The sequence below is a fragment of the uncultured Escherichia sp. genome, from assembly GCF_948475835.1.
In the GTDB taxonomy this organism is placed as follows: domain Bacteria; phylum Pseudomonadota; class Gammaproteobacteria; order Enterobacterales; family Enterobacteriaceae; genus ECMA0423.
On record NZ_CAOLGM010000076.1, the window covers coordinates 1 to 21,420 of the forward strand.

22 protein-coding genes, 2 pseudogenes and 1 other annotated feature are annotated in these 21,420 nt (G+C 48.4%); of the genes and pseudogenes, 16 read left to right on the top strand and 8 right to left on the bottom strand.

Annotation, left to right across the window (positions count from 1 at the left end):
- Positions 1-389 (top strand): annotated as a pseudogene (ydjO, locus tag QZF50_RS14970) (protein YdjO); the annotation flags it as partial.
- A 3-nt stretch (positions 390-392) separates the two neighbouring features.
- Here the strand turns inward: ydjO and tcyP are convergent.
- From tcyP to hxpB, 3 genes are all read right to left on the bottom strand, one after another.
- Positions 393-1,784, bottom strand: coding sequence for a cystine/sulfocysteine:cation symporter (gene tcyP / locus QZF50_RS14975; protein WP_061892372.1), 1,392 nt, complete (start codon positions 1,782-1,784; stop codon positions 393-395).
- A gap of 132 nt (positions 1,785-1,916) precedes the next feature.
- Positions 1,917-2,507, bottom strand: a complete 591-nt coding sequence (locus tag QZF50_RS14980) for a metal-dependent hydrolase (protein WP_001297653.1) — start codon at positions 2,505-2,507, stop codon at positions 1,917-1,919.
- A 162-nt stretch (positions 2,508-2,669) separates the two neighbouring features.
- Positions 2,670-3,338 carry a hexitol phosphatase HxpB gene (hxpB, locus tag QZF50_RS14985; RefSeq protein WP_000106834.1) on the bottom strand — a complete coding sequence of 223 codons (669 nt, stop codon included), beginning with the start codon at positions 3,336-3,338 and terminating at the stop codon, positions 2,670-2,672.
- 146 nt (positions 3,339-3,484) lie between these two features.
- Between hxpB and QZF50_RS14990 the strand changes: the two genes are divergently transcribed.
- A complete protein-coding gene (locus QZF50_RS14990) occupies positions 3,485-4,021 on the top strand; it encodes a YniB family protein (RefSeq protein WP_000222172.1) in 537 nt (178 codons plus the stop codon).
- A 40-nt stretch (positions 4,022-4,061) separates the two neighbouring features.
- Here the strand turns inward: QZF50_RS14990 and QZF50_RS14995 are convergent, their stop codons facing one another.
- The 3 genes from QZF50_RS14995 to pfkB form a co-directional block, all read right to left on the bottom strand.
- Positions 4,062-4,922: a fructosamine kinase family protein gene (locus QZF50_RS14995; protein WP_000267654.1), complete on the bottom strand. Its 861-nt coding sequence runs from the start codon at positions 4,920-4,922 to the stop codon at positions 4,062-4,064.
- Positions 4,923-5,027: 105 nt separating this feature from the next.
- A complete protein-coding gene (gene ghoS / locus QZF50_RS15000) occupies positions 5,028-5,318 on the bottom strand; it encodes a type V toxin-antitoxin system endoribonuclease antitoxin GhoS (protein WP_000146159.1) in 291 nt (96 codons plus the stop codon).
- Between the two features lie 100 nt (positions 5,319-5,418).
- Entirely contained in the window at positions 5,419-6,348 is a 930-nt protein-coding gene (gene pfkB, locus QZF50_RS15005; RefSeq protein ID WP_000251735.1) for a 6-phosphofructokinase II, read from the bottom strand.
- A 286-nt stretch (positions 6,349-6,634) separates the two neighbouring features.
- On the opposite strand from pfkB, the gene QZF50_RS15010 reads away from it, so the two are divergent.
- Complete coding sequence (locus QZF50_RS15010; RefSeq protein ID WP_000771396.1) at positions 6,635-7,393, top strand: YdiY family protein; 759 nt, start codon at positions 6,635-6,637, stop codon at positions 7,391-7,393.
- 52 nt (positions 7,394-7,445) lie between these two features.
- Here the strand turns inward: QZF50_RS15010 and yniD are convergent, their stop codons facing one another.
- Positions 7,446-7,553 (bottom strand): small membrane protein YniD, encoded by a 108-nt coding sequence (gene yniD, locus QZF50_RS15015; RefSeq protein ID WP_001142445.1) that lies wholly within the window; start codon positions 7,551-7,553, stop codon positions 7,446-7,448.
- A gap of 175 nt (positions 7,554-7,728) precedes the next feature.
- Positions 7,729-9,627 (bottom strand): annotated as a pseudogene (espL1, locus tag QZF50_RS15020) (type III secretion system effector EspL1).
- 523 nt (positions 9,628-10,150) lie between these two features.
- Here espL1 and thrS point away from each other — a divergent pair.
- The 13 genes from thrS (at position 10,151) to ydiV (ending at position 21,414) form a co-directional block, all read left to right on the top strand.
- On the top strand, positions 10,151-12,079 hold the full coding sequence (gene thrS, locus QZF50_RS15025; RefSeq protein ID WP_001144192.1) for a threonine--tRNA ligase: 1,929 nt from the start codon (positions 10,151-10,153) through the stop codon (positions 12,077-12,079).
- Between the two features lie 3 nt (positions 12,080-12,082).
- A complete protein-coding gene (gene infC, locus QZF50_RS15030) occupies positions 12,083-12,625 on the top strand; it encodes a translation initiation factor IF-3 (RefSeq protein WP_001700733.1) in 543 nt (180 codons plus the stop codon).
- A 96-nt stretch (positions 12,626-12,721) separates the two neighbouring features.
- Positions 12,722-12,919 carry a 50S ribosomal protein L35 gene (rpmI, locus tag QZF50_RS15035; RefSeq protein WP_001124225.1) on the top strand — a complete coding sequence of 66 codons (198 nt, stop codon included), beginning with the start codon at positions 12,722-12,724 and terminating at the stop codon, positions 12,917-12,919.
- Positions 12,920-12,971: 52 nt separating this feature from the next.
- Positions 12,972-13,328: a 50S ribosomal protein L20 gene (gene rplT, locus QZF50_RS15040; protein WP_000124850.1), complete on the top strand. Its 357-nt coding sequence runs from the start codon at positions 12,972-12,974 to the stop codon at positions 13,326-13,328.
- Positions 13,329-13,444: 116 nt separating this feature from the next.
- Positions 13,445-13,569: a sequence feature (Phe leader region), on the top strand.
- On the top strand, positions 13,451-13,495 hold the full coding sequence (pheM, locus tag QZF50_RS15045; protein WP_001386830.1) for a pheST operon leader peptide PheM: 45 nt from the start codon (positions 13,451-13,453) through the stop codon (positions 13,493-13,495). (Overlaps the previous feature by 45 nt.)
- Before the next feature lie 209 nt (positions 13,570-13,778).
- The gene (gene pheS / locus QZF50_RS15050; protein ID WP_000018596.1) at positions 13,779-14,762 is read left to right on the top strand and encodes a phenylalanine--tRNA ligase subunit alpha; all 984 of its coding nucleotides are present in this window, start codon (positions 13,779-13,781) and stop codon (positions 14,760-14,762) included.
- 14 nt (positions 14,763-14,776) lie between these two features.
- Positions 14,777-17,164 (top strand): phenylalanine--tRNA ligase subunit beta, encoded by a 2,388-nt coding sequence (pheT, locus tag QZF50_RS15055; protein ID WP_000672381.1) that lies wholly within the window; start codon positions 14,777-14,779, stop codon positions 17,162-17,164.
- Positions 17,165-17,168: 4 nt separating this feature from the next.
- Positions 17,169-17,468 (top strand): integration host factor subunit alpha, encoded by a 300-nt coding sequence (gene ihfA / locus QZF50_RS15060; protein WP_001229265.1) that lies wholly within the window; start codon positions 17,169-17,171, stop codon positions 17,466-17,468.
- A gap of 100 nt (positions 17,469-17,568) precedes the next feature.
- Positions 17,569-18,549 (top strand): vitamin B12 ABC transporter permease BtuC, encoded by a 981-nt coding sequence (btuC, locus tag QZF50_RS15065; RefSeq protein ID WP_061892371.1) that lies wholly within the window; start codon positions 17,569-17,571, stop codon positions 18,547-18,549.
- A 62-nt stretch (positions 18,550-18,611) separates the two neighbouring features.
- Positions 18,612-19,163, top strand: coding sequence for a bifunctional thioredoxin/glutathione peroxidase (gene btuE / locus QZF50_RS15070; RefSeq protein ID WP_001154187.1), 552 nt, complete (start codon positions 18,612-18,614; stop codon positions 19,161-19,163).
- On the top strand, positions 19,163-19,912 hold the full coding sequence (gene btuD, locus QZF50_RS15075) for a vitamin B12 ABC transporter ATP-binding protein BtuD (RefSeq protein WP_000029466.1): 750 nt from the start codon (positions 19,163-19,165) through the stop codon (positions 19,910-19,912). The genes btuE and btuD overlap by 1 nt, the downstream gene beginning before the upstream one ends.
- A 77-nt stretch (positions 19,913-19,989) precedes the next feature.
- Positions 19,990-20,454: an NlpC/P60 family protein gene (locus QZF50_RS15080; protein WP_001209780.1), complete on the top strand. Its 465-nt coding sequence runs from the start codon at positions 19,990-19,992 to the stop codon at positions 20,452-20,454.
- A gap of 246 nt (positions 20,455-20,700) precedes the next feature.
- Positions 20,701-21,414, top strand: coding sequence for an anti-FlhDC factor (gene ydiV, locus QZF50_RS15085; RefSeq protein ID WP_001326034.1), 714 nt, complete (start codon positions 20,701-20,703; stop codon positions 21,412-21,414).
- Positions 21,415-21,420 lie beyond the last annotated feature (6 nt).

Below are 21,420 nucleotides of genomic sequence, written 5' to 3' on the forward strand. Positions count from 1 at the left end.
GACTATATACTATGCAAAAAATTATATACATCCTGCCGGGAGCATTTTTGCTGCGATTCAAAAAAAATGAGAGTCTCCTAAAGTTTCCTTCGATAATATCAATGCTTAATATCAATCTTCTTTTTAATCCACTAAATCTTCCGGGAATGGGAAGTGGTGTGCTTGAAGATATTATGAGTATTCCAGATAGTTCACTTAGAAAACGTCTCGGGTATGAGGTTTTAAGCTTCTCACTACAGGCACATTCATTGAGCCAGGAATGTATTGATAAGTTGGACATTTTTTTCGCTGACGATCTGTTTAAATATGAGTCAGTATGCATCGCCGCGATGGAACATTTAAAAAGTAAAGCAACGGCCCCTATACAAAACGGACCGTTGCCAGCATAAGAATTAACGGTGTGCCAGTTCGGCGTCGTCTTCGCTATCCAGAATGGCTTTATCGGTTTGCTTCAGCCACTGGCTGGTCAGCGTGCCAGCTGTCATCGAGCCACTAACGTTTAGCGCCGTACGGCCCATGTCGATAAGCGGTTCAACGGAGATTAACAGCGCCACCAGGGTTACTGGCAGGCCCATCGCAGGCAGCACAATCAGTGCGGCGAAAGTTGCACCACCACCGACACCGGCAACGCCTGCGGAACTAACGGTAACAATACCGACCAGCGTCGCAATCCACATCGGGTCCAGCGGGTTAATGCCAACCGTAGGCGCAACCATCACCGCCAGCATTGCCGGATACAAACCGGCGCAGCCGTTCTGACCAATGGTTGCACCGAAAGAGGCGGCGAAACTGGCGATGGATTCAGGAACGCCCAGACGACGCGTTTGTGCTTCCATATTCAGTGGGATAGACGCAGCACTGGAACGGCTGGTAAAGGCAAACGTCAGCACAGGCCATACCTTACGGAAGTACTTCAGCGGACTCACGCCATTAATGCCCAGCAGAATGCCATGCACTGCAAACATAATCAGCAGACCGAGGTAGGACGCGACAACGAAACTTCCCAGTTTGATGATGTCTTGCAAGTTAGAACCTGCAACCACTTTGGTCATTAGAGCCAGAACGCCGTAAGGGGTCAACTGCATGACAAGGCGAACCAGTTTCATCACCCAGCTTTGTAGGGTATCGATAGCGGCTAAGACGCGTTCACCTTTCGGCGCATCATCCTTCAGCAGTTTCAATGCAGCTACGCCGAGGAATGTGGCAAAAATTACCACGCTGATAATTGACGTCGGATTGGCTCCGGTAAGATCGGCAAACGGGTTTTTCGGGATAAAGGACAAGACCAGCTGCGGAACGCTCAGATCAGAGACTTTACCAACATAGTTACTTTCAATGGCGTTCAGACGTGCAGTTTCTGCACCACCCTGAACCAGACCTTCAGCCGTCAAACCAAACAGGTTGGTGACCAGCACACCGACCAGCGCCGCAATCAGCGTGGTAAACAAAAGCGTACCGATGGTCAGAAAACTGATTTTGCCTAACTGAGATGCGTTATGCAGACGGGCAACCGCGCTCAGAATAGAGGCGAAGACTAACGGCATAACGATCATTTGCAGCAGTTGAACATAGCCGTTACCAACGATGTTAAACCACTGTACAGAATCTTTAAGTACCTGGCTGTCAGAACCATAAATGGTATGCAGGGCAAGGCCAAAAACCACACCCATCACCAGACCCACCAGCACTTTTTTCGCCAGACTCCACTGTTTATGGCGGGTCTGAGCCAGCGCAAACAGCAGTACAACGAACACCACGATGTTCGCAATTAATGGAAAGTTCATCCCCGTTCTCCTGATCTTATTATTTCTATCACTGCGTAGCAGTCATAGTGTTGGCGCAAGATTAACAGAACTGTGAGCTGGCTCTTATATTCAAATGGAATTGCTTATTCCAGAAAGGTGATTTTTGCCTTTTTAGTATTCAACCTGATGCTTAATAAGCCGATGAAACTGGATCTGCAAGGTATTGATCATTTGCGATGACCAACGAACAGCGCTGTTCTCGGGTAATGAATGGGGCATCCATACCGACCAGACAAATAATGCCATGCAGATAAAACGTTCCAGTTGGTTGCCCTTTTGGGGAACCAGGATAGGCAAGCGGAAACGCCAGCGGCATGGCCAGAGCAGGGGAACACCGGCGGGTGTCAGCATATCGGCAAGTATGTGGCTCAAATAACCCAGCACCATTCCTTGTAGCGCATCAGCCGGAATGAACCAGCCTTCCGGAACCTTAAGGTAAAAGGTTGCCAGCAGCGCAAATACCGCCAGCAGACTGTGGGTAAAACCACGATGCCCAAAAGCGCGGGCGATCGGTTTTGATATCCATTTTAATCGCTGCCCAAGAAACGACTTTGGGTGATCGATGTCCGGTAACAAACACGTCAGGATTGCGGAAGGGACAATATGCCACCAGTCACCCTGTGCCAGCACGGGCGTCAGCTCGGCATTTTTGGCAAATACCGCACAAGCAATAGAAAAGAGAAGGTGACCTTCCGCCGTCATGATAAAACTCACTAAACTGTCGATACGTACAGTATAGGATTTTTATACAGTGCACGGAAGTGGTGACGGTGTAACTCTTTCTCTTAAATTGACGATTAATCCGTCAGTTGAATGCAAATTCAGATAAAGAACCAGGGGCAGCGAGATCACTGCCCCTAGTCATTAACCGAGAAGGTCTTTTGCGGTGAGTTCTGTCAGCGATGAGAGTTTGACGTTTGCTAATACAAAACGTGGATCATTTTGCGCTTCTGGCGCAGGAACGACAATGGAACGCATGCGGGCTGCTTTAGAGGCGATCATGCCATTTACTGAATCTTCCAGCGCTACGCAGGTCAGTGGGTCAACGCCCAGTTTTGCTGCGCAGTCGAGATATACTTGCGGATGCGGCTTGCTGTAAGGCAGTTTTTCAGCCGAGGCGAGGGCATCGAAACTGTCGCGTAAGTCAAACATGGTCAACACTTTTTCCAGCATATGTAGTGGTGACGCGGAGGCCAGTCCCACCAATAAACCTTGTTCTTTGCATAACGCAACGGCTTCGCGCACGCCTGGTAATAATGGACGTGTCTCTTCAACCAGTGAAATGGCACGGGCAATAACCCGTTCTACTACTTCCTGACGGCTTGGCCCATTCCACGGTTGCCGGGCGTACCAAAGATCGACCACCATATCGATGCGTAAACCTAAGGTGTCCGGCAGCTCGTTACGACGGGAGATATCCACCCCCAGGCTTGCCATCACATCCAGTTCGGCTCGATCCCATAAAGGTTCTGAGTCGATAAGTAATCCATCCATATCAAAAATTGCAGCAAGAATCTGACGCGGGGTTGACATTACAACCTCTCCTTTAGAGCATTATGTGTAAGGTATTAAGCCGTGCTTATGATTAAGCGCCTATCATATCGCCTTTAAAGAATGGGCGAAAACAGATATCTACAGGTAAACTAAGTGAAACGACGCGTCTTAATCAAGGAGAACTCATGACGTATCAACAAGCTGGACGCATTGCTGTTTTGAAAAGGATTTTGGGTTGGGTGATTTTTATACCTGCATTGATCTCTACATTGATTTCTTTGCTGAAATTTATGAATACCCGGCAGGAAAACCAGGAAGGCATTAATGCGGTCATGCTCGACTTTACTCATGTCATGATCGATATGATGCAGGCGAATACGCCTTTTTTGAATCTGTTCTGGTATAACTCCCCGACGCCCAATTTTAATGGTGGCGTGAACGTTATGTTCTGGGTGATTTTCATCCTGATTTTTGTCGGACTGGCGTTGCAGGATTCCGGTGCCCGGATGAGTCGCCAGGCGCGCTTCTTGCGGGAAGGTGTTGAAGATCAACTCATTCTGGAAAAAGCCAAAGGGGAAGAGGGGCTAACGCGTGAACAAATTGAGTCCCGTATTGTTGTTCCGCACCATACTATTTTCCTGCAGTTTTTCTCACTATATATCCTGCCGGTTATTTGTATTGCTGCAGGTTATGTGTTCTTTTCTCTGCTTGGGTTTATTTAATCAAAAGGCCGCACGGAGCGGCCATTATCCTCAACCCATATCATGCTGCTAATAATCTATCCAATGACTGCTGAGCAATAACCAAATGCTGACCGCCAAATAATCTTGCACGATTTAACAGCGTGTAGAGTTGGTAAACCGGTTGACGTTCAAGGAAATCGGCAGGTAGCGGGGATACTGACTGATAGCCGTCATAGATTTGTGGCGGCTGTTCAGTATGCAGCGGTAACATCGCCAGGTCGCACTCTCGGTCACCCCAGTAGCAGGCAGGGTCGAAAATGTACGGGCCATCCGGACCCAGCGCACAGTTGCCGGACCATAAATCGCCGTGCAACAGAGAAGGCTGCGGTTGATGCGAGGCCAGACGCTGCTGAATATGCTCGACGATGGCGTCGATATTGCCGAAAGCGATCCCTTTCTCTGCTGCCAGTTCCAACTGCCAGCCAATCCGTTGTTCAGCAAAAAACGTTGACCAGCGACGTTGCCAGGTGTTGGGCTGTGGAGTTGTGGAGAGCGAGTTATCAAAATCGAGGCCAAATTGTGGTTGGTCACTCCATTGATGTAAACGCGCAATTTGCTGACCAAGAATAAATGCGCTATGCGCATCCAGCGGACGAGGTGGGAGATAATCCATCACCAGAAAACTGTAGTCACGGTCAGCGCCTACTGCCCAAACCTTAGGCACGGTGACGGTTTTACTACGCGACAGTAACTCCAGTTGGTCGGCTTCGGCGGTAAAACCGGGAAGCAGTTCCCTTTCATCACATTTGACGAAAAAGTCATGTCCTGCATAGCGCAAATGCCATGCGGCATGGACTTCTCCGCCAGGCAGTTCATTACGCAGTTCGATTTCGCCTTCACCTAACTGCTCGCTCAAAAGACGACTGATTGCCTGCCACATGATGTCTCTCCCATGTTGTCTGCCAGATCATAAGGTTAGCGCAAGAATGCGGTGTAAAAACACGAGCTAACGCACACCACAGACTGATTATTGCCCAAAAACCATTTATTTTCTGTTGCTATTCCATTCCTCCCAGGTCGTGATGGTGATTTCAGGATCTTTGCCGGTTGCACTTTGGGTAAGCCCCGAAACCAGTTCTCTAATTTCTTCTTCACTTTGGGTACTGATAAGTCCAAAAGTGTTAGTCCCCAGCTCATGGATATTTCCCTCATCATCCGTCATGGTGAGCAAAAAACCGTCGCGAGTCAGGTAATTATTCAACTCGTTAATTTCAGTCAATGTATCCTCATGCAACATGACGGTTATGACATAACGGACAAGATCGCCACTGGCCATAGTTCACCCCTTTGTTATCACATGACTTTTGAGCATAGTCGGAGAAACGCGTTGCCGACAGGTTGGTGGTGATTCCCCCAATGCTGGGGGAATGTTTTTGTTAGCGGGAAAGGTAAGCGTAAATTTTTTGCGTATCGTCATGGGAGCACAGACGTGTTCCCTGATTGAGTGTGGCTGCACTCCCCGCAGCTACGCCAAAACGGACCATCTCTTCAAGAGAGGCATTTTCTGCCAGTTTCAGTGTCATCGCGCCGACCATGCTGTCACCAGCGCCAACGGTACTCTGGCTTTTCACCGGTGGTGGCACCACCTGAATGCAGTTTTCACTATCAACACCCAGCGCTCCTTGTGGACCAAGGGAAACGACAACCCGTTTGGCCTTGCCGCTATTAACGATTTCCTGCGCGGCTTTGCGGACATCGTCTGGCTGGGTGAGTTCGCGATTCACCAGCGCACTGAGTTCTTTTTGGTTAGGCTTAACCAACTCGATGTTACCAATCGCCAGTGCTGCACTTAACGCTTCGCCAGAACTGTCGATGATGCAGCGGATCCCTTGGTTTTGCGCAGCGGAAATCAGTTGGGTTAATTTTTCCAGCTTCACACCTGGCGGCAGGCTTCCGCTTATGACCAGGATGGCCCCGGATTCAATTTCCAGAACTTGCTCTTCAAGCTGGCGAAACTCATCTTCATTTAATGCCGCGCCTGGCATAACAAAACGATACTGCTCACCGCTTGCTTCCACATGTACGTGTAAATTCTGCCGGGTCCAGTCTTTGGCTTCTACAGTAGCGACGGGGACATTTTCATCCGCCAACAGAGAAACCAGGTGTTCGCCGGTCGCGCCACCCGCCGGGAAGATCGCTGTGGCACTGCCTCCAAGATGGGCAATGGCGCGGGCGACGTTGATGCCGCCGCCCCCGGGTTCGAACACCGGTGCGGTACAGCGCAGTTTTCCTTCGGGATAAATTTGCGGGGTAATTGTTGCGCTATCGAGAGAGGGCGCAAGTGTCAACGTATAGATACGTACCATCATTTCCTCCTATAGGCTGATTTCAGTCTGGCACCGAATCAGCCGAAAGTGAAGAAATTAACAATATGATTTATTAGAGCTTTATTTAAAATTTTGCAGATAAATATATATAAATAAAAATCTGTTTTCGCCACATGCTTATTCAAAAAATGAAATAAGAATACATTGCTAAGTTATTCGCGCCTTTTTATAATTCGTTACCTTTCCAGGGACGCTAATCTTTGATCCTTAAGAAAGTTTCCGGGACCGCGATGGTCTCTTTTTTTGTTGTACGGACTCTTGATAAATGAAGCTTTTGAAGACAGTTCCTGCCATCGTTATGTTGGCGGGGGGCATGTTTGCGTCACTGAATGCAGCTGCCGATGATTCCGTTTTTACTGTCATGGACGATCCTGCCAGCGCTAAAAAACCTTTCGAAGGTAATCTGAACGCAGGATATCTTGCACAATCAGGCAATACGAAAAGCTCCTCACTTACGGCTGACACCACCATGACCTGGTATGGACAAACCACTGCCTGGTCGCTGTGGGGGAACGCCAGTAATACTTCTTCTAATGATGAGCGTTCTTCAGAAAAATATGCGGCGGGCGGGCGTAGCCGTTTTAATTTAACTGATTATGACTATTTATTTGGTCAGGCAAGCTGGCTGACAGACCGTTATAACGGCTATCGAGAGCGCGATGTGTTGACCGCGGGTTATGGTCGTCAGTTTTTGAATGGCCCGGTACACAGTTTCCGCTTTGAATTCGGTCCAGGTGTGCGTTACGACAAATATACCGACAATGCCAGTGAAACTCAGCCGCTGGGCTATGCCTCCGGTGCTTATGCATGGCAGTTGACTGACAACGCTAAATTTACGCAGGGTGTTTCCGTCTTTGGCGCGGAAGACACAACGCTGAACTCCGAAAGCGCATTAAATGTTGCTATTAATGAACATTTTGGACTGAAAGTGGCTTACAACGTCACATGGAACTCTGAACCTCCAGAGTCTGCACCGGAACATACCGATCGTCGGACAACCTTATCGCTGGGCTACAGCATGTAAAATTATCTGCCGGACCGTGTTATGCGGTCTGGCTGTCTTCGTTTGTCACTGCTCAGCCCCAAATCATTGCTGCCCAACGTAGCAACAACATAGCGCCACAGATTGCCAGTAGCACCACCACCATCTTCCAGTGTTTTTTATCAAAGCGTTTAGTCGGCATACCAGTGTCCTGCATATCTCTTGTGCGTGATAACGGAGTGTAACAAAAGGGACAGGCATCAAGGGATTTTTTGTTATTACAGCCGTCGGGTGGCGTTGTACACCTGATCACTGTTTCTGCGTTTTATGAAAAAAATAAAATTATGTATCGATATACAAATATCATAAATAGCTGGTTATAAATACGTTTTTAGTTCATCAGCACTAAAACTCAGGCTTTGGCTGATTGCATTAATAGCAGCATAATATGTTTCTACAGTTTTATAATGATTATGATGAATGGCTATATGAACAGCTGACATGTTTTCATGATTTTTAGCGGCCAACAGTGTGAATAATTGACGTTGACTAAAAGAATATTTTTTTGCAAAAGTACTCAGTGTTGATATATAAGATAACACGACGTCTTTATTACCCTTGCTCATGGCGATGTATAAAGCAGGGGTTCCATGTGCTGTCGCGCCTTTTAATAAGTCCATGATGTTGATTTTGCTGAGTTTATATTTAACGGCGATCCCATAAACTTTAGAGAGGAACCGTGTGAAACACAAAGGGTGATTATTTTCCATTGCAGCAAATAACCCTGGTTCACCATCACGTGTTTTCATGGCTAAAATATCCATCACCATTTTTTTGTTTAAAAGTTCTTGTGCTATTGGAGTGGTTAATGCATTCAGAAAGATATCGATTATTTCATCGAATCCATACAACATGGAGATATAGAGTCCAGGTGTTTCGTTAGCACTTTTAGTTTGAAGTAATTTAACCAGATTATCTTCATGAATGATATGATTGTATACCAGTGACTGGATTTCTTGCATAAATATTTTTACGTTGTCAGTTTGTCCGTTCATCATAGCCAGAAATAAAGCAGGTGTACCAACGCTATTCTGCGCAGTTATTATTTCAATGATTTCTTTTTCAGGGAGTATGGGCAACTGTTTGAATAGTGTAATAAGCTATTGAGTCTGGCCTGTGGCCATTATTAACAACATTGCCGATGGATGTATAGGGGCAAATGGCATTCGTGTCGTGATACCCGCTAAAATAGCAACTGGAACTCCCTCAGGTAATAGAGGAAGAATAGCAATTGCACAGTTGCGAACATACCTATCAGCCCAGGTCTGAGCATCGGGAGCTGAACTGATGAACTTATCAAGCGAGAGAAAGCGCCGTGCTGTCCTGTGGGTGCCTCTGACGGCAACGTTGGTATCGTTCGGGTCGTAAAAAGACACAACATAATTTAATTGTCCATACACTGACTGCTTTATTCGTAGCCTTACTGACAAAGTATGATTGTCTATATATAAAATCGCGGACATATGACTGACATTGTTTGCCATCATTCGACAAAAGAAAATATCTAAAGCGAAGCCAAAATCCTTACTCGCGATAACGCGACTCCCTGCAGGAGGATGGCGAAGTAATGCTCTGAACTCCGCATCCCGGACTAAGGGGATATGCTGCTGTATGGATTCAACGGAGGAGTAATGTTTAATCAGGTTGACTTTGCCTTTTCCATTTCTCAATGAATCAAGGGCGTATTGCAATGACAGATGGCGACAAAAAATAGCGTCAGAAGGAGATTGCAAAAAACATGCACTACCATTGAGATTTACTGTTGGGTGTATAGTTTTTTCTCTATGGATTTTTTTAGACAGTTTCATACAATGGTTACGATCTTCAGCAGTTAACTGTTCCTGTTCAATATAATCCAGTATGCTTCGCAAATGGTTAGCTTTAATAGGCGTGGTTTCCAGTAATAAGGAAATGAAATCTTTTTTATAGTGTAATGTAATGAGTATATTTTCTGCATGGATGGGTGAAGTGGCAAAGTTAATGGTAAAAAGGGCAGTGGAATAACAATTTTGTGATATTTTTCGACAGTTTGCGGTAAATTCCTGAATAACACAGTATGACAGCATCGAGCTTAAGTCAGAGGTATCAAGTAGGGTGATGAGCTGGCGCGCAAATTTATTAATAGGCTCTGATGAAGGTGTTGGTATGTCGCTATCGATGTGCAATCTATGAGGAGACTTATAATGAGTTCTGATAATGATATCGTTTTGACTCATAATCTATTCGCCTTATATATATCTGGAGGTTTTGAGGATGATGATTAATTATTATCGCCAGAACGAAATGTGCACGAAAAATTGTTATAAGAATTGTGTCACTTTTATCATTGTGATATGACCACTTCGTCATTAATCTCATGAGCGTTTAAAATACTACCGCCAAATCACGCAACGAACTTTGCTGGATTCAGTTTATGCTGCTGTAAATCCGCTCGCAGTAAACCTTTCAGACGCACCGTGATGTTATCAGTGGTTCTTTAAGCGTTTTGCTGGTGTACTCACTACAAACGAATTGCGAATCGAATCAATGTGAAACGGAAAGGTACAATCTCCCTTTTTTTAGTGTTAACATCGCTCAACCGGGTGGAAGGTGAGAGGTTAATGTCTTTCATTTGTGTACCTGATTGCGAACCAATTTAGCATTTGTTGGCTAGATGGTTTCGCAATGAACTGTTAATAAACAAATTTTTCTTTGTATGTGATCTTTCGTGTGGGTCACCACTGCAAATAAGGATATAAAATGCCTGTTATAACTCTTCCTGATGGCAGCCAACGCCATTACGACCACGCTGTAAGCCCCATGGATGTTGCGCTGGACATTGGTCCAGGTCTGGCGAAAGCCTGTATCGCAGGGCGCGTTAATGGCGAACTGGTTGATGCTTGCGATCTGATTGAAAACGACGCACAACTGTCCATCATTACCGCCAAAGACGAAGACGGTCTGGAGATCATTCGTCACTCCTGTGCGCACCTGTTAGGGCACGCGATTAAACAACTTTGGCCGCATACCAAAATGGCAATCGGCCCGGTTATTGACAACGGTTTTTATTACGACGTTGATCTTGACCGCACGTTAACCCAGGAAGATGTCGAAGCACTCGAGAAGCGGATGCATGAGCTTGCTGAGAAAAACTACGACGTCATTAAGAAGAAAGTCAGCTGGCACGAAGCGCGTGAAACTTTCGCCAACCGTGGGGAGAGCTACAAAGTCTCCATTCTTGACGAAAACATCGCCCATGATGACAAGCCAGGTCTGTACTTCCATGAAGAATATGTCGATATGTGCCGCGGTCCGCACGTACCGAACATGCGTTTCTGCCATCATTTCAAACTAATGAAAACGGCAGGGGCTTACTGGCGTGGCGACAGCAACAACAAAATGTTGCAACGTATTTACGGTACGGCGTGGGCAGACAAAAAAGCGCTTAACGCTTACCTGCAGCGCCTGGAAGAAGCCGCGAAACGCGACCACCGTAAAATCGGTAAACAGCTCGACCTGTACCATATGCAGGAAGAAGCGCCGGGTATGGTATTCTGGCACAACGACGGCTGGACCATCTTCCGTGAACTGGAAGTGTTTGTTCGTTCTAAACTGAAAGAGTACCAGTATCAGGAAGTTAAAGGTCCGTTCATGATGGACCGTGTCCTGTGGGAAAAAACCGGTCACTGGGACAACTACAAAGATGCAATGTTCACCACGTCTTCTGAGAACCGTGAATACTGCATTAAGCCGATGAACTGCCCGGGTCACGTACAAATTTTCAACCAGGGGCTGAAGTCTTATCGCGATCTGCCGCTGCGTATGGCCGAGTTTGGTAGCTGCCACCGTAATGAGCCGTCAGGTTCGCTGCATGGCCTGATGCGCGTGCGTGGATTTACCCAGGATGACGCGCATATCTTCTGTACTGAAGAACAAATTCGCGATGAAGTTAACGGATGTATCCGTTTAGTCTATGATATGTACAGCACTTTTGGCTTCGAGAAGATCGTCGTCAAACTCTCCACTCGTCCTGAAAAACGTATTGGCAGCGACGAAATGTGGGATCGTGCTGAGGCGGACCTGGCGGTTGCGCTGGAAGAAAACAACATCCCGTTTGAATATCAACTGGGTGAAGGCGCTTTCTACGGTCCGAAAATTGAATTTACCCTGTATGACTGCCTCGATCGTGCATGGCAGTGCGGTACAGTACAGCTGGACTTCTCCTTGCCGTCTCGTCTGAGCGCCTCCTATGTGGGCGAAGACAACGAGCGTAAGGTACCGGTAATGATTCACCGCGCAATTCTGGGGTCGATGGAACGTTTCATCGGTATCCTGACCGAAGAATTCGCTGGTTTCTTCCCGACCTGGCTTGCGCCAGTTCAGGTTGTTATCATGAATATTACCGATTCACAGTCTGAATACGTTAACGAATTGACGCAAAAACTATCAAATGCGGGCATTCGTGTTAAAGCAGACTTGAGAAATGAGAAGATTGGCTTTAAAATCCGCGAGCACACTTTGCGTCGCGTCCCATATATGCTGGTCTGTGGTGATAAAGAGGTGGAATCAGGCAAAGTTGCCGTTCGCACCCGCCGTGGTAAAGACCTGGGAAGCATGGACGTAAATGAAGTGATCGAGAAGCTGCAACAAGAGATTCGCAGCCGCAGTCTTAAACAATTGGAGGAATAAGGTATTAAAGGCGGAAAACGAGTTCAAACGGCGCGCCCTAACCGTATCAATGGCGAAATTCGCGCCCAGGAAGTTCGCTTAACAGGTCTGGAAGGCGAGCAGCTTGGTATTGTGAGTCTGAGAGAAGCTCTGGAGAAAGCAGAAGAAGCCGGAGTAGACTTAGTCGAGATCAGCCCTAACGCCGAGCCGCCGGTTTGTCGTATAATGGATTACGGCAAATTCCTCTATGAAAAGAGCAAGTCTTCTAAGGAACAGAAGAAAAAGCAAAAAGTTATCCAGGTTAAGGAAATTAAATTCCGTCCTGGTACAGATGAAGGCGACTATCAGGTAAAACTCCGCAGCCTGATTCGCTTTCTCGAAGAGGGTGATAAAGCCAAAATCACGCTGCGTTTCCGCGGTCGTGAGATGGCGCACCAGCAAATCGGTATGGAAGTGCTTAATCGCGTGAAAGACGATTTGCAAGAACTGGCAGTGGTCGAATCCTTCCCAACGAAGATCGAAGGCCGCCAGATGATCATGGTGCTCGCTCCTAAGAAGAAACAGTAAGGCCTTCAAGTAGCACTGTCTGTGGAGCCTTCGGGCTTCACAGGCTTTGTTCGCCTTTGTTTCGTTTATTAACAATGCGAAGTGGAAGTTATTAAAATGCCAAAAATTAAGACCGTACGCGGTGCTGCTAAGCGCTTCAAAAAAACCGGTAAAGGTGGTTTTAAGCACAAGCACGCTAACCTGCGTCACATTCTGACCAAAAAAGCGACCAAACGTAAACGTCACCTGCGTCCGAAAGCCATGGTTTCCAAAGGCGATCTGGGCCTGGTAATCGCGTGCCTGCCGTACGCATAAGCCGTTAACGTTTTTAACTTTTTAATTAGAATATAGATACAGGAGAGCACATATGGCTCGCGTAAAACGTGGTGTTATTGCACGCGCACGTCACAAGAAAATTTTGAAACAAGCTAAAGGCTACTACGGTGCGCGTTCTCGCGTATACCGCGTTGCCTTCCAGGCTGTTATCAAAGCTGGTCAGTATGCTTACCGTGACCGTCGTCAACGTAAGCGTCAGTTCCGTCAACTGTGGATTGCGCGTATCAACGCAGCAGCACGTCAGAACGGTATTTCTTACAGCAAATTCATCAATGGCCTGAAAAAAGCCTCTGTTGAAATCGACCGTAAGATCCTGGCTGATATCGCAGTATTCGACAAAGTAGCGTTCACCGCTCTGGTTGAAAAAGCGAAAGCAGCTCTGGCATAAGCCAGTTGAAAGAGGGAGCTAGTCTCCCTCTTTTCGTTTCAACGCCATCAAAACATTGACTTTTATCGCCGTAGCCTTTTCAATAAAGGTCTTTTGAAGAGTACCAAAAGGTAACGCAAGCAATGAATGCTGCTATTTTCCGCTTCTTTTTTTACTTTAGCACCTGAATCCAGGAGGCTAGCGCGTGAGAAGAGAAACGGAAAACAGCGCCTGAAAGCCTCCCAGTGGAGGCTTTTTTTGTATGCGCGTTTTGAAAAATAAAAAGCCTGTCTCATCAGGTGTAATTGTCGCAGCCAGTCTGGACACGGCCAGCGCGGAGAAACCGGAGCGTATTTAAGTACGTGAGAATTTCGAGCACTGCCCGGGACCAAAATGGCAAGTAAAATAGCCTGATGGGATAGGCTCTAAGTCCAACGAACCAGTGTCACCACTGACACAATGAGGAAAACCATGTCACATCTCGCAGAACTGGTTGCCAGTGCGAAGGCGGCCATTAGCCAGGCGTCAGATGTTGCCGCGTTAGATAATGTGCGCGTCGAATATTTGGGTAAAAAAGGGCACTTAACCCTTCAGATGACGACCCTGCGTGAGCTGCCGCCAGAAGAGCGTCCGGCAGCTGGTGCGGTTATCAACGAAGCGAAAGAGCAGGTTCAGCAGGCGCTGAATGCGCGTAAAGCGGAACTGGAAAGCGCTGCACTGAATGCGCGTCTGGCGGCGGAAACGATTGATGTCTCCCTGCCAGGTCGTCGCATTGAAAACGGCGGTCTGCATCCGGTTACCCGTACCATCGACCGTATCGAAAGTTTCTTCGGTGAGCTTGGCTTTACCGTGGCAACCGGGCCGGAAATCGAAGACGATTATCATAACTTCGATGCTCTGAACATTCCTGGTCACCACCCGGCGCGCGCTGACCACGACACTTTCTGGTTTGACACTACCCGCCTGCTGCGTACCCAGACCTCTGGCGTACAGATCCGCACCATGAAAGCCCAGCAGCCACCGATTCGTATCATCGCGCCTGGCCGCGTTTATCGTAACGACTACGACCAGACTCACACGCCGATGTTCCATCAGATGGAAGGTCTGATTGTTGATACCAACATCAGCTTTACCAACCTGAAAGGCACTCTGCACGATTTCCTGCGTAACTTCTTTGAGGAAGATTTGCAGATTCGCTTCCGTCCTTCCTACTTCCCGTTCACCGAGCCTTCTGCAGAAGTTGACGTCATGGGTAAAAACGGTAAATGGCTGGAAGTGCTGGGTTGCGGGATGGTGCATCCGAACGTGCTGCGTAACGTTGGCATTGACCCGGAAGTTTACTCTGGTTTCGCCTTCGGGATGGGGATGGAGCGTCTGACTATGTTGCGTTACGGCGTCACCGACCTGCGTTCATTCTTCGAAAACGATCTGCGTTTCCTCAAACAGTTTAAATAAGGCAGGAATAGATTATGAAATTCAGTGAACTGTGGTTACGCGAATGGGTGAACCCGGCGATTGATAGCGATGCGCTGGCGAATCAAATCACTATGGCGGGCCTGGAAGTTGACGGTGTAGAACCGGTTGCCGGTAGCTTCCACGGCGTGGTCGTTGGTGAAGTGGTTGAGTGTGCGCAGCATCCGAACGCTGACAAACTGCGTGTGACAAAAGTGAATGTTGGCGGCGATCGCCTGCTGGACATCGTCTGCGGTGCGCCAAACTGCCGTCAGGGCCTGCGTGTGGCGGTAGCTACCATTGGTGCTGTTCTGCCGGGTGATTTCAAAATTAAAGCGGCGAAACTGCGTGGTGAACCGTCTGAAGGGATGCTGTGCTCCTTTTCTGAGCTGGGAATTTCTGACGATCATAGCGGCATTATCGAGCTGCCTGCGGATGCGCCGATTGGCACCGACATCCGTGAATACCTGAAACTTGATGACAACACCATCGAAATCAGCGTGACGCCAAACCGTGCCGACTGTTTAGGTATCATTGGTGTTGCGCGTGACGTTACCGTGCTGAATCAGCTGCCGCTGGTTGAACCGGAAATCGTTCCGGTTGGTGCGACCATCGACGACACGCTGCCGATTACAGTCGAAGCGCCGGAAGCCTGCCCGCGTTATCTTGGCCGTGTGGTAAAAGGCATTAACGTTAAAGCGCCAACTCCGCTGTGGATGAAAGAAAAACTGCGTCGTTGCGGGATCCGTTCTATCGATGCAGTTGTTGACGTCACCAACTATGTACTGCTCGAACTGGGCCAGCCGATGCACGCTTTCGATAAAGATCGCATTGAAGGCGGCATTGTGGTGCGGATGGCGAAAGAGGGCGAAACGTTGGTACTGCTTGATGGCACTGAAGCGAAGCTGAATGCTGACACTCTGGTCATCGCCGACCACAACAAGGCGCTGGCGATGGGCGGCATCTTTGGTGGCGAACACTCTGGCGTGAATGACGAAACGCAAAACGTCTTGCTGGAATGCGCTTTCTTCAGCCCGCTGTCTATCACCGGTCGTGCTCGTCGTCATGGCCTGCATACTGATGCGTCTCACCGTTATGAGCGTGGCGTTGATCCGGCACTGCAGCACAAAGCGATGGAACGTGCGACCCGTCTGCTGATCGACATCTGCGGTGGTGAGGCTGGTCCGGTAATTGATATCACCAACGAAGCAACGCTGCCGAAGCGTGCAACCATCACTTTACGTCGTAGCAAACTGGATCGCCTGATCGGCCATCATATTGCGGATGAGCAGGTAACTGACATTCTGCGTCGTCTCGGCTGCGAAGTGACCGAAGGCAAAGACGAGTGGCAGGCAGTTGCGCCGAGCTGGCGTTTCGATATGGAGATTGAAGAAGATCTGGTCGAAGAAGTCGCGCGTGTTTACGGCTACAACAACATCCCGGATGAGCCGGTACAGGCAAGCCTGATTATGGGTACTCACCGTGAAGCTGACCTGTCGCTCAAGCGCGTGAAAACGCTGCTCAACGACAAAGGCTATCAGGAAGTGATCACCTACAGCTTCGTTGATCCGAAAGTGCAGCAGATGATCCATCCAGGCGTTGAAGCCTTACTGCTGCCAAGCCCGATCTCTGTTGAAATGTCAGCAATGCGTCTTTCTCTGTGGACCGGCCTGCTGGCAACCGTGGTGTACAACCAGAACCGTCAGCAGAACCGTGTGCGCATTTTCGAAAGCGGTCTGCGTTTCGTACCAGATACTCAGGCACCGTTGGGCATTCGTCAGGATCTGATGTTAGCCGGTGTGATTTGCGGTAACCGTTACGAAGAGCACTGGAACCTGGCAAAAGAGACCGTTGATTTCTATGATTTGAAAGGCGATCTTGAATCCGTTCTCGACCTGACCGGTAAACTGAATGAGGTTGAGTTCCGTGCAGAAGCGAATCCGGCACTGCATCCGGGGCAATCCGCAGCGATTTATCTGAAAGGTGAACGTATTGGTTTTGTTGGGGTTGTTCATCCTGAACTGGAACGTAAACTGGATCTTAACGGTCGCACTCTGGTGTTCGAACTGGAGTGGAACAAGCTCGCAGACCGCGTGGTGCCTCAGGCGCGCGAGATTTCTCGCTTCCCGGCGAACCGTCGTGACATCGCGGTGGTGGTCGCAGAAAACGTTCCCGCAGCGGATATTTTATCCGAATGTAAGAAAGTTGGCGTAAATCAGGTAGTTGGCGTAAACTTATTTGACGTGTACCGCGGTAAGGGTGTTGCGGAGGGGTATAAGAGCCTCGCCATAAGCCTGATCCTGCAAGATACCAGCCGTACACTCGAAGAAGAGGAGATTGCCGCTACCGTCGCCAAATGTGTAGAGGCATTAAAAGAGCGATTCCAGGCATCATTGAGGGATTGAACCTATGGCGCTTACAAAAGCTGAAATGTCAGAATATCTGTTTGATAAGCTTGGGCTTAGCAAGCGGGATGCCAAAGAACTGGTTGAACTGTTTTTCGAAGAGATCCGTCGCGCTCTGGAAAACGGCGAACAGGTGAAACTCTCTGGTTTTGGTAACTTCGATCTGCGTGATAAGAATCAACGCCCGGGACGTAACCCGAAAACGGGCGAGGATATTCCCATTACAGCACGGCGCGTGGTGACCTTCAGACCCGGGCAGAAGTTAAAAAGCCGGGTCGAAAACGCTTCGCCCAAAGACGAGTAATCTGATCTAACTAAAAAGGCCGCTCTGCGGCCTTTTTTCTTTTCACTGTCGAAGAGTCACCGTAAAATCAACGCCATGACACTTCAGCAGAACGGATACCATGCTGACACTTGCCCGCCAACAACAGCGACAAAATATTCGCTGGTTATTATGCCTGTCAGTTTTGATGCTGCTGGCGCTTCTCTTAAGCCTTTGCGCCGGTGAACAATGGATCTCGCCAGGTGACTGGTTTTCTCCTCGTGGCGAACTGTTCGTCTGGCAGATTCGCCTGCCACGTACGCTGGCTGTATTGCTGGTTGGTGCGGCGCTGGCTATATCCGGCGCAGTAATGCAGGCGTTGTTTGAAAATCCTCTGGCAGAACCTGGACTACTTGGCGTCTCTAACGGCGCAGGCGTAGGGCTTATCGCCGCGGTATTGCTTGGGCAAGGGCAACTCCCAAACTGGGCACTAGGGCTGTGTGCGATTGCTGGCGCGCTTATCATCACTTTAATACTCTTACGTTTCGCCCGTCGTCATCTTTCGACCAGTCGGTTATTGCTGGCTGGCGTTGCATTAGGGATTATCTGTAGCGCACTAATGACGTGGGCTATCTACTTTTCCACCTCTGTTGATTTACGTCAGCTGATGTACTGGATGATGGGCGGTTTTGGCGGCGTAGACTGGCGGCAAAGCTGGCTGATGCTGGCATTGATCCCCGTGTTGTTGTGGATCTGTTGTCAGTCCAGGCCGATGAATATGTTAGCACTTGGCGAGATCTCGGCGCGGCAACTGGGTTTACCCCTGTGGTTCTGGCGCAATGTGCTGGTGGCAGCGACCGGCTGGATGGTTGGCGTCAGTGTGGCGCTGGCGGGTGCTATCGGCTTTATTGGTCTGGTGATCCCACATATTCTTCGGTTGTGTGGTTTAACCGATCATCGCGTATTACTTCCCGGCTGCCCGCTGGCAGGGGCGAGCGCATTGCTGCTGGCCGATGTTGTAGCGCGCTTGGCATTAGCTGCCGCAGAGCTGCCTATTGGCGTGGTCACCGCAACGTTGGGTGCGCCGGTGTTTATCTGGTTATTGTTAAAAGCAGGACGTTAGCCGCAAAAAGACGGTCTATGATTAAAAGCTAAGATTTTTACTGACCACACCCAGGAGAAACGATGCAAGATTCCATTCTGACGACCGTAGTGAAAGATATCGACGGTGAAGTGACCACGCTGGAGAAGTACGCCGGTAATGTGCTGTTGATTGTCAATGTCGCCTCAAAGTGTGGCTTAACGCCGCAATATGAGCAGTTGGAGAATATTCAGAAAGCCTGGGCCGATCGAGGTTTTGTGGTGCTGGGATTCCCGTGCAACCAGTTTCTGGAACAAGAACCGGGCAGCGATGAAGAGATTAAAACTTACTGTACCACCACATGGGGGGTGACGTTCCCGATGTTCAGTAAGATTGAAGTTAATGGCGAAGGACGCCATCCGCTGTATCAAAAATTGATTGCCGCAGCGCCGACCGCAGTCGCGCCGGAAGAGAGCGGATTCTATGCCCGTATGGTCAGCAAAGGTCGTGCACCGCTGTACCCTGATGATATTTTATGGAATTTTGAGAAATTTTTAGTTGGCAGGGACGGATTGGTCATCCAGCGTTTTTCCCCGGATATGACGCCGGAAGACCCCATTGTGATGGAAAGCATTAAACTGGCGTTGGCAAAATAATGTCTATTGTGATGCAGTTACAGGATGTTGCGGAATCTACCCGCCTGGGGCCACTTTCTGGCGAGGTTCGGGCTGGGGAGATCCTGCACCTGGTGGGGCCGAATGGCGCGGGTAAGAGTACCTTGCTTGCACGAATGGCCGGAATGACCAGCGGTAAGGGAAGCATTCAGTTCGCGGGGCAACCCCTGGAAGCATGGTCCGCAACAAAACTCGCGCTGCATCGCGCCTATCTTTCACAACAGCAGACGCCGCCGTTTGCAATGCCGGTCTGGCACTACCTGACACTGCATCAGCACGATAAAACGCGTACCGAACTACTGAATGATGTCGCAGGGGCGCTGGCTCTTGATGACAAACTCGGACGTAGCACCAATCAACTTTCCGGCGGTGAATGGCAACGCGTACGTCTTGCTGCGGTGGTGCTGCAAATCACACCACAAGCCAATCCCGCAGGTCAATTGCTGCTTCTTGATGAGCCGATGAACAGTCTTGATGTTGCGCAACAAAGTGCGTTAGACAAAATTCTGAGCGCTCTGTGTCAGCAAGGACTGGCGATTGTGATGAGCAGTCACGATCTCAACCACACATTGCGTCATGCGCATCGGGCGTGGTTGCTAAAAGGTGGAAAAATGCTGGCCAGTGGACGCAGAGAAGAGGTGCTCACGCCGCCAAATCTGGCGCAGGCCTATGGGATGAATTTTCGCCGTCTGGATATCGAAGGTCACAGAATGCTGATTTCGACCATCTGATTTCATTAGTATCTTGAAAATCGGGTAATTACGACGCTAAATTAATGCAAGAATAAAAAACAGAGGAACCGTACGGAATGCGTTTCTGCCTTATTTTGATCACAGCACTGTTTCTGGCCGGGTGTAGCCACCATAAAGCACCGCCGCCAAATGCCAGACTTTCTGATTCGATTACCGTTATTGCCGGTTTGAACGACCAGCTACAAAGCTGGCATGGCACGCCGTATCGTTATGGTGGCATGACGCGGCGCGGTGTGGACTGTTCGGGATTTGTGGTTGTAACGATGCGCGATCGTTTCGATTTGCAGCTGCCCCGAGAAACCAAAGAACAAGCCTCTATCGGCACGCAAATTGATAAAGACGAGTTGCTGCCTGGTGACCTGGTCTTTTTCAAAACGGGTTCCGGACAAAATGGTTTGCATGTAGGTATTTACGATACCAACAACCAATTTATCCACGCCTCTACCAGCAAGGGAGTGATGCGTTCCTCACTTGATAATGTCTATTGGCAGAAAAATTTCTGGCAGGCGAGACGAATTTAGTATGTCGAAAAATGGACGGCGATGATACATCGCCGTCCATTTACTCCTGAATACAGTAGTATTTTGCAGACAAAAACTCCGTAAATGGATTATTCGTTTATAATCAGGATAATCTAAAAAAAGGACCCCTGAAAAAGTGGTTAACATGGAACAAATGAAAGTTACTCCTTATGTAATTGTTATGTCTTATGGCCTCATCCCTTTTAGCCGGATACTGAAAAACATCCTTCGAGAGGGACGGTTACCATGAAGATTTTTTTGGAGAATCTTTATCATTCTGATTGCTATTTCCTGCCGATAAGAGATAACCAGCAAGACCTTGTCGGCGTTGAGTTAATTACCCATTTCTCCAGTGAAGATGGTACGGTTCGTATCCCGACGAGTCGGGTTATAGCGCAACTTACCGAGGAGCAACATTGGCAATTATTTTCAGAGCAGTTGGAATTACTAAAATCATGCCAACATTTTTTTATTCAACATAAACTCTTTGCCTGGCTTAATTTAACGCCACAAGTGGCTACATTATTATTAGAGAGGGATAATTACGCAGGCGAACTATTAAAATATCCGTTTATTGAACTGTTGATTAATGAGAATTACCCGCATCTCAATGAAGGAAAAGATAATCGCGATCTTTTATCCTTATCGCAAATGTATCCCCTTGTGTTAGGCAATTTGGGAGCAGGTAATAGCACAATGAAAGCGGTTTTTGATGGTCTTTTCACCCGCGTCATGCTGGATAAAAGTTTTATTCAGCAACAAATCACGCATCGCTCCTTCGAACCGTTTATTCGTGCGATCCAGGCGCAAATTTCCCCTTGTTGCAATTGCATCATCGCGGGGGGCATTGATACGACAGAAATATTGGCACAGATTACCCCCTTCGATTTCCATGCTCTCCAGGGATGCCTGTGGCCTGCCGTTCCTATAAATCAGATAACGACGTTGGTTCAGCGATAACCCTCC

Coding starts and splice junctions, on each gene's coding strand:
- tcyP (WP_061892372.1), bottom strand. CDS start 1,784: ATGAACTTTCCATTAATTGCGAACATCGTGGTGTTCGTTGTACTGCTG.
- QZF50_RS14980 (WP_001297653.1), bottom strand. CDS start 2,507: ATGACGGCGGAAGGTCACCTTCTCTTTTCTATTGCTTGTGCGGTATTT.
- hxpB (WP_000106834.1), bottom strand. CDS start 3,338: ATGTCAACCCCGCGTCAGATTCTTGCTGCAATTTTTGATATGGATGGA.
- QZF50_RS14990 (WP_000222172.1), top strand. CDS start 3,485: ATGACGTATCAACAAGCTGGACGCATTGCTGTTTTGAAAAGGATTTTG.
- QZF50_RS14995 (WP_000267654.1), bottom strand. CDS start 4,922: ATGTGGCAGGCAATCAGTCGTCTTTTGAGCGAGCAGTTAGGTGAAGGC.
- ghoS (WP_000146159.1), bottom strand. CDS start 5,318: ATGGCCAGTGGCGATCTTGTCCGTTATGTCATAACCGTCATGTTGCAT.
- pfkB (WP_000251735.1), bottom strand. CDS start 6,348: ATGGTACGTATCTATACGTTGACACTTGCGCCCTCTCTCGATAGCGCA.
- QZF50_RS15010 (WP_000771396.1), top strand. CDS start 6,635: ATGAAGCTTTTGAAGACAGTTCCTGCCATCGTTATGTTGGCGGGGGGC.
- yniD (WP_001142445.1), bottom strand. CDS start 7,553: ATGCCGACTAAACGCTTTGATAAAAAACACTGGAAGATGGTGGTGGTG.
- thrS (WP_001144192.1), top strand. CDS start 10,151: ATGCCTGTTATAACTCTTCCTGATGGCAGCCAACGCCATTACGACCAC.
- rpmI (WP_001124225.1), top strand. CDS start 12,722: ATGCCAAAAATTAAGACCGTACGCGGTGCTGCTAAGCGCTTCAAAAAA.
- rplT (WP_000124850.1), top strand. CDS start 12,972: ATGGCTCGCGTAAAACGTGGTGTTATTGCACGCGCACGTCACAAGAAA.
- pheS (WP_000018596.1), top strand. CDS start 13,779: ATGTCACATCTCGCAGAACTGGTTGCCAGTGCGAAGGCGGCCATTAGC.
- pheT (WP_000672381.1), top strand. CDS start 14,777: ATGAAATTCAGTGAACTGTGGTTACGCGAATGGGTGAACCCGGCGATT.
- ihfA (WP_001229265.1), top strand. CDS start 17,169: ATGGCGCTTACAAAAGCTGAAATGTCAGAATATCTGTTTGATAAGCTT.
- btuC (WP_061892371.1), top strand. CDS start 17,569: ATGCTGACACTTGCCCGCCAACAACAGCGACAAAATATTCGCTGGTTA.
- btuE (WP_001154187.1), top strand. CDS start 18,612: ATGCAAGATTCCATTCTGACGACCGTAGTGAAAGATATCGACGGTGAA.
- btuD (WP_000029466.1), top strand. CDS start 19,163: ATGTCTATTGTGATGCAGTTACAGGATGTTGCGGAATCTACCCGCCTG.
- QZF50_RS15080 (WP_001209780.1), top strand. CDS start 19,990: ATGCGTTTCTGCCTTATTTTGATCACAGCACTGTTTCTGGCCGGGTGT.
- ydiV (WP_001326034.1), top strand. CDS start 20,701: ATGAAGATTTTTTTGGAGAATCTTTATCATTCTGATTGCTATTTCCTG.